The organism is Nocardiopsis coralliicola (genome assembly GCF_054779695.1).
Genome location: NZ_BAAGXT010000063.1, coordinates 15,163 through 29,060 on the forward strand (window position 1 = coordinate 15,163; position 13,898 = coordinate 29,060).

General features: G+C 73.6%; 7 protein-coding genes and 1 riboswitch. Of the genes, 3 read left to right on the forward strand and 4 right to left on the reverse strand.

Going from position 1 to position 13,898, the window contains the following annotated elements; translation table 11 throughout:
- Positions 1-230: 230 nt before the first annotated feature.
- The 4 genes from ACYVGT_RS26285 to glgP all read right to left on the reverse strand — a co-directional run bounded on the left by ACYVGT_RS26285 (position 231) and on the right by glgP (position 7,711).
- Positions 231-941, reverse strand: coding sequence for an energy-coupling factor transporter transmembrane component T family protein (locus ACYVGT_RS26285; protein WP_460863100.1), 711 nt, complete (start codon positions 939-941; stop codon positions 231-233).
- A gap of 199 nt (positions 942-1,140) precedes the next feature.
- Complete coding sequence (locus tag ACYVGT_RS26290) at positions 1,141-2,703, reverse strand: ABC transporter ATP-binding protein (RefSeq protein ID WP_460863101.1); 1,563 nt, start codon at positions 2,701-2,703, stop codon at positions 1,141-1,143.
- A gap of 5 nt (positions 2,704-2,708) precedes the next feature.
- Entirely contained in the window at positions 2,709-3,305 is a 597-nt protein-coding gene (locus tag ACYVGT_RS26295; RefSeq protein ID WP_460863108.1) for an ECF transporter S component, read from the reverse strand.
- Between the two features lie 52 nt (positions 3,306-3,357).
- A riboswitch (TPP riboswitch) is annotated at positions 3,358-3,463 on the reverse strand.
- 1,566 nt (positions 3,464-5,029) lie between these two features.
- On the reverse strand, positions 5,030-7,711 hold the full coding sequence (gene glgP / locus ACYVGT_RS26300; protein ID WP_460863103.1) for an alpha-glucan family phosphorylase: 2,682 nt from the start codon (positions 7,709-7,711) through the stop codon (positions 5,030-5,032).
- A 705-nt stretch (positions 7,712-8,416) separates the two neighbouring features.
- Between glgP and ACYVGT_RS26305 the strand changes: the two genes are divergently transcribed.
- The 3 genes from ACYVGT_RS26305 to ACYVGT_RS26315 all read left to right on the forward strand — a co-directional run bounded on the left by ACYVGT_RS26305 (position 8,417) and on the right by ACYVGT_RS26315 (position 13,870).
- Entirely contained in the window at positions 8,417-10,390 is a 1,974-nt protein-coding gene (locus ACYVGT_RS26305) for a maltotransferase domain-containing protein (protein ID WP_460863105.1), read from the forward strand.
- 76 nt (positions 10,391-10,466) lie between these two features.
- Positions 10,467-12,260 carry a maltose alpha-D-glucosyltransferase gene (gene treS, locus ACYVGT_RS26310; protein ID WP_460863110.1) on the forward strand — a complete coding sequence of 598 codons (1,794 nt, stop codon included), beginning with the start codon at positions 10,467-10,469 and terminating at the stop codon, positions 12,258-12,260.
- Complete coding sequence (locus ACYVGT_RS26315) at positions 12,260-13,870, forward strand: maltokinase N-terminal cap-like domain-containing protein (RefSeq protein ID WP_460863107.1); 1,611 nt, start codon at positions 12,260-12,262, stop codon at positions 13,868-13,870. Before treS ends, ACYVGT_RS26315 begins: the two co-directional genes overlap by 1 nt.
- Positions 13,871-13,898: the final 28 nt, after the last annotated feature.

Here is a 13,898-nt window from a genome sequence, read left to right on the forward strand (position 1 = left end):
CGACCCGGCCGCGCCGCCCTGGCGCCCGAGGCCGCGGCGGCGCCGGCGAGCCCCGCGCAGTCGCACACTGCGGTCGGCCCCGACCCGCCGGTCGCGCCGCCGGGGAGCACCGCCCCCCGGCCGCCGCGGTGGCGCTCCCGGCGGCGGCGTGCGCGCCGGCGCCTCTCCGGCGGGGCGGGCCGCGGCTATCGGACCGGAGGCCGATAGCGCCGGGCCCGACGGGACCGGTTCTAGGTGAAGAGCAGCCGCCAGGTGCCCGCCCAGAGGGAGACGGCGTGGGCCGCGGCGATCAGGGTGAGCGCGCCGGCCACGAGCGCGGTGTCGGCGCCGCGCCAGACGCTGGTGCGGGCGCGGGTCCGGGGGCCGGTGCCGAAGCCGCGGGCGTCCATGGCGGTGGCGAGCTGGGTGCCGGTCCGCACCGCGCGGACGAGCAGGGCAAACGCCATGCCGGCGAACCGGCGCACAGCAGCCGCAGGCGAGCGGCCCGGGTCGAGGCCCCGGGCACGGCGCGCCAGGGCGAGCGTGTGCCACTGCTCGGCCAGCAGCGGCACCATGCGCAGCGCGGCCAGCACCCCGATCGCCGGTCGCTCGGGCAGCCGGAGACGCTGGACCAGGGCGTCGGCCGTGTCGGTGGGGTCGCTGGTGAGCGCCACCAGCACGCCGGGCAGCGCAATCGCCATCAGCCGCACGGCGAGGCCGAGCGCCACCTCTGGCCCGCTCTCGCCGAAGACGAGGTTGACCAGCCCGACCGATCCGGCCGCCAGCAGCAGCGGCAGCAGCACCGTGAGCGCCCGCCGCGCCTCCAGTCCGCAGAACGGCAGCAGGACCGCAACGGCCGCCAGCACCACCGCCGGAGTGACCGGGTCGATCGCGGGCACCAGCCCCACCGCGATCAGCAGGGCCGCCACCAGCTTCGCGGCCGGGTTCCGCCGCGCGATCACCGGGCACCTCCCGCTGCCAGCGCACCCTGCCCAGCGGCCGGCCCGCCTGCACACGGAACAGCGCAGGGCAGACTCCCCGGTGGCGTGCGGCCGGTCGTTGCGTCGGCGCCGACTCCGGCAAACCGGGCAGCGGCTCGGCCGCGGGCATCCGCAGCCCGGGAGCGGACCGCCGGCACGGCGCTCCGGCTGCGCCGCGCGCTCATCGGGCGCCTCCGCGGCCCGCGGGCGCGGAGGACGCCGGCGGAGCGGGCTCGGCGGCGGGGCGGACGCGGCCGCCCTCCACCCGGAGAACGGTGTCGGCGAAGGGTCCGAGAAGGCGTTCGTCGTGGGTGGCGAGGACGACGCCGCAGCCGCCGCGGCGCAGTGTGTCGAGAAGGGCGACCAGTTCAGACCAGGTGGCGGCGTCCTGGCCGAAGGTGGGCTCGTCGAGCAGCAGCACTTCGGGGGCGTGGTCGGGGTCGGCGGACAGCGCCGTGGCCACCGACAGCCGCCGCTTCTCCCCGCCGGAGAGCGTGAACGGGTGCGCGTCGGCGAGGTGATCGAGGCGCAGGCGCTGCAGGAGCGCGTCGGCCGACGCTGCGGCGCGGGACGCCGGCAGGCCCCGCCGCAGCGGCGCGAACTCCAGTTCCGCGCGCACCGAGGCGGTGATGAACTGGTCGTCGGCGTGCTGGAACACGGTGCCCACGTGCCGGGCGAGCCGGACCGCGGGCCACCGGTGCAGGTCGCGCGGGTCGGCCTCCGCCAGCGCGCCGCGGGGGCGCACCCGGCCGCTGTCCGGTCGGGCGAGGCCGCCGAGCAGCCGCAGCAGCGTTGACTTGCCCCCGCCGTTGGGCCCGGTCAACGCGGTGACCGCGGTGCCGGCGGCCGCAGCGTCAGCACCGCGGAGGACCGTGGCGCGGCTTCGCTCAGTGCCGCCGGGCGCGCGCGGCGCGCGTGCCGCAACCTGCTCGGCGTGCAGCAGCGGCGCGCCGACGCGTCCGGGCGAGGCGGGGGCCGACGGCTCGCGGCCCGGCACCCACACGCCGCGCGCCGCGAGCGCGGCACCCTGCCGGGCGAACACCTCCGCGGGCGGGCCGTCGGCACTCACCCCGCCACCGGGATCGACCACTACGACACGGTCGACCAGGTCGGCGACGTCGGCCACCCGGTGTTCGACCAGCAGCATGGTGGCGTCGGATTCGGCGGCGATCCGGGCGAGCAGGCCGCGGACCAGGGCGGCGCCGTCCGGGTCGAGGTTGGCGGTGGGCTCGTCGAGCAGCAGCAGCCGCGGCTGCAGAGCGAGCGCACCGGCGGCGACCAGGCGCTGCTTCTCGCCGCCGGAGAGCGCCGCGGTGGAGCGGTCCGGCGGGTAGGGGAAGCCGACGGCGTCCAGCGCGGCGGCGGCGCGGGGGCCGATCTCGGCAGGCGGAACGGCCAGGTTCTCCAGGCCGAACGCGACGTCGTCGCCGGCCCGGGCCATGACCAGCTGCGCCTCGGGGTCCTGGGCGACGAGCGCCGCGCCGCGGCCGCGGCGCGGCGGTGCGCCGTCGACCTCGACGTCCCCTTCCTGCTCACCGCCGATCGCGCCCTCGGATCCGGTCAGCCCGGCGAGGGCGTGCAGCAGCGTGCTCTTGCCGGCGCCGGAAGGGCCGAGCAGCAGGACGCGCTCGCCCGGTTCGATCGCCAGGTCGACGCCGCGCAGCGCCCAGCCGGGCCGTCCGGCGTGCCGCCAGCCCCAGCCGGTGAAGCGGACCCGCGCGCCGGCGGATGCGTTGGCCGGCATGCCGCTCACCCGTGTGCTGAGGGGAAGGGGGCGAGCGCGCCGGCGCGGGCCAGGGCGGTGGCCAGCAGCCTGCTGCCGACGCCGCCGATGGCCGCGGCGCTGGCCACGACCAGGACGGCGTAGGCGCCCATGAAGGAGAGCGGCCAGTCGGCGTAGGAGAGCGTCAGGTCCATGGCGACCGGCACCAGGCCGGCGGCGGCGCCGGCGAGCACGGCAGCGCCCATCCCCCATCGGCGGTACCGGCCGGCCAGGAAGACGAGCTCGGGCAGGAGCCCCTGGAGCAGGCCGGACACGATCACCATCACGCCCCAGGACGTACCGAGCAGGGCGGAGACCGTTGCGGCGGCGACCGAGGTGAGGATTCCGGCACCGGGCTTGCGGAGGATGAGCATGCCGAGGACCCCGGGCACGAGCCAGATGCCGTACAGCACCGCCTGGGCCGGCGGGAAGAAGAGGAACAGCGGCGCGGTGGCCTGCCAGAGCATGCCCCAGAACCAGAACACGACGCCGACGGCGACGCCGAGGACTGCGGCAACAACGATGTCGACGGTCCGCCAGCGCGCCCCCTGCGGGCGGGCGGCGGGGGTGGAGGTGGTCACGATGGGTCCCTTCGCATCCGTGAGAACACGAGAGGGCTCGGCCGAGAGCGCCCGGAGGGCGGATAGCACGACTTCCTTCGCTGGCATGATCCAGATCAGGTGTCTAAGGGTCTGCGGTCGCACCGCACTCTCAGCGCCGAAGCGCTCCCCTGTCGGTTACCTCCACCCTAAGCCCGCCCCACCGCCGATGCCACCCCTGATCCACACGATCCACCCCACACGGCGCGCACAGGATGCATTCGGTCGAAACCGCGCTCCATGCCCTCGGTACCGCGGCGAGGGAGGCTCCGCCGGCGGTCTTATCGGCCCTGCCCCGCCACTCCTGGCCGCCGTGTGAACAAGGCTTCTGCTGGCCGGGGCTGGGGCGCAGGCATGACCAGCAAGGGCGGCTTCGCCGGCGGATTCTTCGCTCTGTTCCGCCGCTTCAGACACGGCGTGCAACCAGAGTGCTGCTGGCTCCGGGGCTGGGGGCGGATCAGGCCGAAGGCTCCCGCATCCCTCCAGCCGGCTGGCCGATGGTCATTGCGTCGGACAAGCGGAGAAGCGGCAGTGACGGCAGGGGTGAACAGGGGCCGCAGGTGGGCGCGAGGGACTGGTGTGACTACAGCGCCGGGAGAGGCCGCAGGCTCCCGCACGGGGGCAGTCGGGTGGCGGGCTGGTCGGTGCGTCGGACAAGCCAAAGACGGCAGTGACGGCCAAGGTGGGCGGGGCCCGAGACGGCGGCCGGGCGGCGGCTGGTCGCGGGGCGGGCGTGCGGGGCGGGTGTGACTGGTGTGAATAGCGGGGTTGCAGGGTCGGCGGCAGGCGGACCCGGTGCGGGCGGGCGGTTCGCGAACCGCTGGTAACACCTCACCGGCGCCACGACTGCCACCTTTTCGCGGGCCGATGCGCGGAAAACCCTGGGGGTGTGACCGTTCCGCGGCCCATTCACCGGACCAGTTTCACTCTGCGTGACGACATATCGGGCGAATCTGGGCGCTGATCACCGCGGGCGGGCGGGTGTCCGGCTTGGGGGGCCTACGCGCAGGAGCGCGGCGCGTTCCTTTTCCGCGGGCCGAGGGGTCACTCCTGCCTCAAACCGACCAAAGCACCCAATTCGTCGCCGCGACTCGCGCCTTTTCGCCGGCCTGGCCGCGGAAAAGGCGGGTGTGCGGAAATCGGACATCGACACGCTGTGTGACCTGGCGTTGCGCAGGTCAGCGTGGAACGGAATCGGGCTCTGCGCGCCGGGTCCACAGGGGGAGGGTGTCTCTTGCTAGGTCCGGGTTTGCAAGGCCCCCGTCATTGCGTCCGTTTCATGGCATTTGTCCCCCACCCCTGCTCCGCGACCATCCAGACACCCGGCCGACCCGCCCAGGCCCCCTCCCTCGCCGTCGCTGCCGCTTTTGCGCTTGTCCGACACAAAGAACACCGGAAAGCCGGCTACCGAGAAGTGGGAGCACCTGCCCCGCGAACAGCAGGAACACTGGTCGCGCAGCGGTTCCGAGCGGTGGGACAGGGCGAAAGTCTGTCGGCGAAGCCGTCCTTTGTCTTGATCCCTTGCACCCCGGCCCCGCGACCCCGCAGCGGCGCTGGTCGCTCGCCGGCTCCGCAGCGACGGAACAGAGCAAGAAGACCGCCGGCGAAGCCGCCCTCGGCCTTCCTCCGCCAGCCCCCTACGCCGCATGCACCGGCACCCGGCCGGAGAACGCGGGCGGGCCGCGCCGGAGAGGCGCGGCCCGGGGCCGTCAGCGGAGCGGTACGGAGTCGTCCGTGTGCATGCCCTGGGGCGGTGCGGGGACGACGACGAGGCCCATCTCGGCCGGGCTGGTGAGGCCAGGGTGGGACGGCAGTATCCGGACGGTGTAGCCGCTCGATCCGGCGCGCGCCAGCGGTACCGAGCCGGAGTAGCGGCGGAGCGGATCGCCGGGATCGCCGGCGCCGGCGCCGTTGTCGTCCGGGGCGAGCCGCACCGTCTCCGGCGACTCCAGCCGGTCGTCGGGACCGACCCGGCCGATGGCGGCCTCCACCTGCACGTCGGCCGGGTCGAGGCCGCCGAGCAGCACCGTGGCGCGGATCTTCAGTTCACCGCCGACCTGCGGCGGCTCCTGCGCTCCGCCGGAGTCGATGCCGGACACGTCGACGTGCTCGATGCGCACCCCCGGCCACGCGGCGCGCACCCGCGCCTTCCATTCGGCCAGTTCGCGGGCCCGGGCGGCGCCGTCACCGAGCAGGGCGGCGGCCGAGGCTGCCGCCGGCCGGTAGTAGCCGTCGACGTAGTCGCGCACCATGCGGGTGGCGAGCACCTTCGGCCCCAGCGACACCAGGGTGTGCTTCACCATCTCCAGCCAGCGCTTGGGCGGACCGCCGTCGTCGGTGTCGTAGAACAGCGGCGCCACCCGCCCCTCGATGAGCTCGTACAGCGCGTGCGCTTCGAGGTCGTCGCGGCGGTCGGGGTCCTCGACGCCGTCCGCGGTCGGGATCGCCCACCCGTTGGATCCGTCGTACCACTCGTCCCACCAGCCGTCCCGCACCGACAGGTTGAGTCCGCCGTTGAGCGCCGACTTCATGCCCGACGTCCCGCTGGCCTCCAGCGGGCGGAGCGGGTTGTTCAGCCACACGTCGCAGCCCTGGACCAGCGAGGTCGCCAGCGCCATGTCGTAGTCGGGCAGGAACACGATCCGGTGCCGCACCTCGGGTCGGTCGGCGAACCGGACGATCTCGGCGATGAGCCGCTTGCCGCCCTCGTCGGCCGGGTGGGCCTTGCCGGCGATGACGATCTGCACCGGCCGGTCGGGATGGAGCAGCAGCCGGGTCAGCCGCTCCTGGTCGCGCAGCATCAGGGTGAGCCGCTTGTAGGAGGGCACCCGCCGGGCGAAGCCGATGGTCAGCACGTCCGGGTCGAGTACTCCGTCGATCCAGCCGAGTTCGGCGCTGCTGGCACCGCGGCCGGTCCAGGAGGCGCGCAGCCGGGTGCGGGCGTCAGCGACGAGCCGCCCGCGCAGGGTGCGGCGCATCCGCCACAGCTCGCCCTCGTCGGCACCGACCACCTTGCGCCACCCCGCCGATCCGGAGAACTCGTCGGAGTCGGCGACCATGCGCGCCGCGAGCTCCTGGGCCTCCTCGGCGACCCAGGTGCGGGCGTGCACGCCGTTGGTGACCGACCCGATCGGCACCTCGTCGGTGTCGAAGCCCGGCCAGAGGCCTTGGAACATGGCGCGGCTGACCGCGCCGTGCAGCCGGCTGACGCCGTTGACGCGCTGCGCCATGCGCATGCCCATCACTGCCATGTTGAACGTGTCGGCGTCGCCGCTGCCGCCGCCGTCGGCGCCCTGCACGCCGTCCTCGGCGCCCAGCGCCATCACCCGGTCGGCCGGCAGGTCCGGCAGCGCGGCACCGATGTGGGCGCGCACGGCGTCCCGGGTGAACCGGTCGATGCCGGCGGCGACCGGCGTGTGCGTGGTGAACACGGTGCCGGCGCGGGACGCCTCCAGCGCGGCGCCGAAGTCGAGGCCGCCGCCCGCTGCGCCGTCCTCGCCGCTCCCCTGCATGTACTCGCGGACCCGCTCCAGGCCGAGGAACCCCGCGTGCCCCTCGTTCATGTGGAACACCTCGGGCCCGCGGTGGCCGGTGAGCGCGGAGAACAGGCGCACAGCGCGCACACCGCCGACGCCGAGCAGCATCTCCTGGCGGAGCCGGTGGTCCCCGCCGCCGCCGTACAGCCGGTCGGTGACGGCGCGCAGGTCGGGCGCGTTGCCCTCGTGCATCGCGTCGAGCAGCAGCAGGGGCACGCGCCCCACCCGGCAGACGCGGACCCGCGCGGTGAGCCGGCGCCCCTCGGGCAGGTCGACGCCGACCTCGGCCGGCGCTCCCCCGGCGTCGGAGAGCAGGGTGACCGGCAGGCCGCGTGGGTCGACCTCCGGGTAGGACTCCAGCTGCCAGCCGTCCGGGGACAGGGTCTGGGCGAAGTAGCCGTGCCGGTAGAACAGTCCGACGCCGATCAGCGGCACGCCCAGGTCGCTGGCGCTCTTCAGGTGGTCGCCGGCGAGGATGCCGAGGCCGCCGGAGTACTGCGGGATGGCGGCGTCCAAGCCGTATTCGGCGGAGAAGTAGGCGATGGCGCCGGGCCCGCCGGACTCCTGGTACCAGCGCGGCTCGGCCAGGTAGGCGTCGAGGTCGGCGGCGGCCTCATCGAGGCGCCGCACGAACCCGGGGTCGCTGCGCAGCTCGTCGAGGCGCTCGGGGCGGACCTCGCCGAGCATCCGGTAGGGGTCGCGGCCGGCCCTCTCCCAGAGTCCGGGGTCGACGGACTCGAAGACCGCGCGGGTCGGGGCGTGCCAGGCCCAGCGCAGGTTGGCGGCGAGCCGGCCGAGCGGGGCCAGTTCATCGGGCAGGACGGTGCGGACGGTGAATCTGCGGATGGCCTTCACGCCGTGTGACGCTAGCCAATGCGCCAGTGCGGTGCGAGCCCCGTTCCGGCATTGTCGGGCGCAACTCTTCGGACGCTCCGCAAAGCCTTGACGTATCCACCGCCGTGGGCGGAATGTCCGGCGCATCGGAGCGTCCGAATTTTCGAAACCGGCTCGGTTTCGCGTCGTCCGCAATCCGCCCGGGCGAACCCCCGGAGCGCAATCGTTCGGAAATCAACGCGGGCGCAGAAAACATCGGCACCCCCGCGGAACAAGTGCGTCGAAACGGGCTTCAGGGACGTATACCGCGATTCTCTCCCTCCGGCGCACCGGCCCCCCCAACCAGCACCGACAGAGCCCTCCACCTGCGCACCACCCGCCCCTCAGTCAACGGAACAGACACCCGGAGACCGCCGGATTCCCGATGTGCACGGACCACTCCGCACCGCTCGGGAAACCGCGTTCAACACCGGGAAAACACCCGCGACACCTCCTTGCAATCTGTGGCGACAATCACAAAAATAGGCGCCGTCGGGCTGTCGGCGCGCACCTGCGGACGACGGACGATAGGACTGCAGAACGACGGCGCGATCGCACCGTGATCATCAGTGCCCCGCCCTTTGAGCGGAATCCGCGTGTCGCCCGAGAAATCTTCCGCGTCGAACGCCGCTGCGGCATGCCCGCGGTGCGCGTGCGCCGGATCCGACGGATATCGATGGTGCGCCTGTGATCGGACGAATCCCCATTCTCGATGTTGCGCCCGTGCTGGACTACGGGACCGCTGCCGCGGCCGCCGGCGAGACCTTCCCGGTGGCGGCCACGGTGCTGCGCGAGGGGCACGGCGCCCTGGGTGCGGCGGCGGTGCTGTTCGACGGGCGCGGCCGCCGCCGCGCGGTGGCCCGGATGGCCGAGGAGGCTCCGGGCACCGACCGCTACACCGCCGAGCTGGCCGTCCCCGAGGATGCGGCCGGCCGCTGGAGCTTCGCCGTCGAGGCGTGGGCCGACCCGTTCGCGACCTGGCTGCACGCGGCGCGCGCCAAGATCCCCGCGGGCCAGGACACCGAGCTGATGTGCGAGGAGGGGGCGCGCATCCTCGACCAGGCGGCCCGCCGCGTTCCGCGCCGCCCCGCGCTGGCCGCCGCTGCCGCGCGGCTCCGCGACACGTCGCTGACCGGGCTCGAACGCCTCGCCGCCGCGCAGGCCGGACCGGTGGCGGAGGCCATGGCTGCCGAGCCGGTGCGCACCCTGGCCACCCGGTCCAAGCGCTTCCCGCTGACCGTGCACCGGCGGCGCGCCCTCGTCGGCTCCTGGTACGAGTTCTTCCCCCGCTCGGCGGGCGCCGAGTTCGACGCCGAGACCGGGCAGTGGCGGTCGGGCACGCTGCGCAGCGCAGCCAAGCGGCTGCCGGCCATCGCCGACATGGGCTTCGACGTCGTCTACCTGCCGCCGGTCCACCCGGTCGGCCACACGTTCCGCAAGGGCCGCGGCAACACCCTGCAGGCCGGACCGGGCGACCCCGGCTCGGTGTGGGCCATCGGTGCCCGCGAGGGCGGGCACGACGCGGTCCACCCCGACCTCGGCGATATCCGCGACTTCGACGCGTTCACCTCCGAAGCGGCCGCGCACGGCCTGGAGGTCGCGCTCGATCTGGCGCTGCAGTGCTCGCCGGACCACCCGTGGGTGGCCGAGCACCCGGAGTGGTTCACCGAGCGGGCGGACGGCAGCATCGCCCACGCCGAGAACCCGCCGAAGAAGTACCAGGACATCTACCCGCTGGACTTCGACCGCGACCCCGAGGGCCTCTACGCCGAGGTGCTGCGCATCGTCCGCTACTGGATGGACCACGGCGTCCGCATCTTCCGGGTGGACAACCCGCACACCAAGCCGCTGTGGTTCTGGGAGCGGCTGCTCGGCGAGATCGCCGCGAGCGACCCCGACGTGCTCTTCCTCGCCGAGGCGTTCACCCGTCCGGCCACCATGCGCGCGCTGGCCCGGGCCGGGTTCCACCAGTCCTACACCTACTTCACCTGGCGCACCGGCAAGGAGGAGCTCACCGGCTACCTGACCGAGCTGAGCACCGAGACCGCGCCGTACATGCGGCCCAACCTGTTCGCCAACACCCCGGACATCCTGCACGCCTACCTGCAACAGGGCGGCCGGCCCGCCTTCGAGGTGCGCGCCGTCCTGGCCGGCACGCTTGCGCCCACCTGGGGGGTGTATTCCGGGTTCGAGCTGTGCGAGAACACGCCGGCCGGGCCGGGCAGCGAGGAGTACTTCGACTCGGAGAAGTACACCTACCGGCCGCGGGACTACGACGCCGCGGAGGCGTCGGGCCTGTCGATCGCTCCGCTGCTGCGCCGGATCAACGGGATCCGCCGCGACCATCCGGCGCTGCAGGAGCTGCGCAACCTGCGGTTCCACCACGCCGACCGCCCGGAGATCATCTGCTATTCGAAGCGGCTCGCCGGCGGAGGCCCCGCCGGCGCCGATGACGTGGTGATCGCGGTCGTCAACCTGGATCCGCACCGCGTCCGGGAGGCGACGGTCCACCTCGACCTGCCTTCTCTGGGCCTTCCCGCCGGCGCGCCGTTCACCGTGCGCGACGAACTGACCGGCGCGGCCTACCCGTGGGGAGCGGCCAATTACGTCCGCCTCGACCCCGCCGTCCAGCCCGCTCACGTTTTCACCGTCTCCGGCTGATCTCCCCCGGGAGAAGTCCGGCGACCGCTCTGGAACGCCGATTGGTGGAGTAGTTCTCGTGACCACACCCGATTCGGTGCCCGGCACCTCCGGAACGCGCCCCGCTCCCGTGCCTGACACCTTTTCCGCCGGACCGCCCCGGGACCCGTACTGGTACAAGCACGCGGTCTTCTACGAGGTGCAGGTCCGGGGGTTCCACGATTCCAACGGCGACGGCGTCGGGGATCTGCGCGGCCTGATCGACAAGCTCGACTACCTCGAGTGGCTCGGGATCGACTGCATCTGGCTGCTCCCGCTGTACGAGTCGCCGCTGCGCGACGGCGGCTACGACATCTCCGACTACATGACGATCCTGCCCGAGTTCGGGCAGATCGCCGATTTCGTCGAGCTGATCGAGCAGGCGCACGCGCGCGGCATCCGCATCGTCACCGACCTGGTCATGAACCACACCAGTGACCAGCATCCGTGGTTCCAGGCGTCGCGCACGGATCCGGACGGACCCTACGGCGACTTCTACGTGTGGTCCGACGACACCGCCGACTACTCCGACGCGCGCGTCATCTTCGTCGACACCGAGCAGTCCAACTGGTCCTTCGACGAGGAGCGCGGCCAGTACTACTGGCACCGGTTCTTCCACCACCAGCCCGACCTCAACTTCGAGAACCCCGCCGTGCAGGAGGCGATGCTGGAGGTCCTGCGCTTCTGGCTCGACCTGGGCATCGACGGGTTCCGCCTGGACGCCGTGCCCTACCTCTACGAGCGCGAGGGCACCAACTGCGAGAACCTCAAGGAGACCCACGAGTTCCTGAAGCGGGTCCGCGCCGAGGTGGACCGGCTCTACCCGGACCGGGTGCTGCTCAGCGAGGCCAACCAGTGGCCGGCCGACGTCGTCGACTACTTCGGCGACTTCGAGTCGGGCGGCGACGAGTGCCACATGAACTTCCACTTCCCGCTGATGCCGCGGATGTTCATGGCCGTCCGCCGCGAGCAGCGCTACCCCATCTCCGAGATCCTCGCGCAGACGCCGCGCATCCCGCGCAACTGCCAGTGGGCGATCTTCCTGCGCAACCACGACGAGCTGACCCTGGAGATGGTCACCGACGAAGAGCGCGACTACATGTACGCCGAGTACGCCAAGGACCCGCGGATGCGCGCCAACGTGGGGATCCGCCGGCGGCTCGCACCGCTGCTGGAGAACGACCGCAACCAGATCGAGCTGTTCACCGCGCTGCTGCTGTCGCTGCCGGGGTCGCCGGTGCTCTACTACGGCGACGAGATCGGGATGGGCGACAACATCTGGCTCGGCGACCGGGACGCGGTGCGCACGCCGATGCAGTGGACGTCCGACCGCAACGCCGGCTTCTCCCGGTGCGATCCGGCCCGGCTCTACCTGCCGCTCATCCTCGATCCGGTGCACGGCTACCAGGCGCTGAACGTGGAAGCCCAGCGCGACGACGCCGGCTCGCTGCTGAACTGGACGCGCAGGCTGATCCAGATCCGCAAGCGGCACCCGGTGTTCGGCACCGGCGAGTTCACCGAACTGCACGCCAGCAACCCGAGCGTGTTCGCGTTCGTCCGCGAGTTCGGCGACGACCGGATGCTGTGCGTCAACAACCTCTCCCGCTTCCCGCAGCCGGTCGAGCTGGACCTGCGCCGGTTCGAGGACGTCACCCCGGTGGAATGCACCGGCGGCGTGCGGTTCCCGCCGATCGGTGAACTGCCGTACCTGCTCACCATGCCCGGGCACGGCTTCTACTGGTTCCAGCTGCCGCCGGTCGAGGAGGCCGACGGCCCCACCACCGACGACCGGTCCCGGGCGCTCCCGCGGCCCGCGCGCGCTCGCAGCGCGCGGAGGGGGGCGAGCGCGTGATGACGCCGCTGGAACGGCTCCTGGTCCGCTGGATGCCGCGGCAGCGCTGGTTCGCCGGCAAGGGCGCACCAGTGGACGACCTGCACATCGAGGACGAGCACCCGGTCGGCAGCCCGGACCCCGGTCCGGACGGTCCCGGCATGCGGGCCCTGGTCGTATCGGTGCACCAGCGCGGCGAGCTGTCCCGCTACCTGGTCCCGATCGGGCTGTGCCGGCAGGGCCGGCTCCGCGCCGACCTCGCGCACTGCGCAATCGGCACCGCCACCCTGCCGGGCGGGGTGCGCACGGTCTACGACGCGCTGCACGACCCCGAGCTGACCGCGCGGCTGCTCACCGCGATCGCCGCCGACCAGGCCGCCGGCCAGGGCGGTCCGGGCACCGCCGGCGGAACCGGAGCCGCCGGCTCCGGCAGCGCTGAGGGTGCTGCCGCCGAACAGCTCCGGTTCCGGTGCGTGCCCGGGACCGACCGCATCGCGACCGGAATGCGCAGCCTCGTGCACACCGGCGAGCAGTCCAACACCACGCTCGTCTACGGCGAGCACTACGTGCTGAAGGCGTTCCGCCGCCTGTGGCCGGGGCTCAACCCCGACCTCGAACTCAGCCGGGCCCTCGCCGGCTCGCCGTACGCGGCGCGCCCGCACGGCTGGATCGAGACGGACCTGCGCGGCAGCGGGGAGGATTCCGGGGCGGGCAGCGCGTCCGGAGCCCCGGTCACGACCACCCTGGCGATGCTCCAGCAGTACCTGCGCAGCGCGACCGACGGCTGGGTGCTGGCCGCTACGAGCGTCCGCGACCTCTACGCCGAGCCGCAGCTTGCGCCGGGCGAGGCGGGCGGCGACTTCGCGGCCGAGTCGGAGCGGCTCGGCGCGGCCACGGCCGCGGTGCACCGGGCGCTCGCCCGGGAGCTGCCCACCGACGTGCTCGGCACCGCCGAGCTGCGCGAGCGGGCGGATGCGATGGCCCGGCGGCTGGACGCGGCCGTCGACGAGGTCCCCGGACTGCTCCCCTACGCCGCCGCCCTGCGCACCGCCTACGACGACTTCGCCCGGTTGACGGAGCCCCTGGCGGTGCAGCGGGTGCACGGCGACTTCCACCTCGGCCAGGTGGTGCGCACCGACCGCGGCTGGGTGCTGCTGGACTTCGAGGGCGAGCCGGCGGTACCGATCGCGGAGCGGCGGCGGCCGTCCAGTCCGCTGCGCGACGTGGCCGGGATGCTGCGCTCCTTCGACTACGCCGCGCGGCACCAGATGATCGGCAGCGCCGACGAGCAGTGGCTCGCTCCGGTCGCCCGCGCGTGGGCGCGGCGGAACCGGGCCGCGTTCTGCGCGGGCTACGCGGCGGCGGACGGCATCGATCCGGAGCTGCACCGCACCGCGCTGCGCGCCTTCGAGTACGACAAGGCCGTCTACGAGGTGCTGTACGAGGCCCGGAACCGGCCGACGTGGCTGCGCATCCCGCTCGACTCGATCGCCGCGCTGGCCGGCGCGCCCGCCGAGCAGCAGGCGGGCCCGCCCGCACAGCTGTCCGCCGAGGAGTCCGCCGCCGGGGTCGCCGCCCGCGCCGGAGCACCCGAACCCGCCGGCGCTCCGGACCGCACCCGCGCCCGCTGACCGGCGCCCGCGGCGTTCCGGCGCGGCC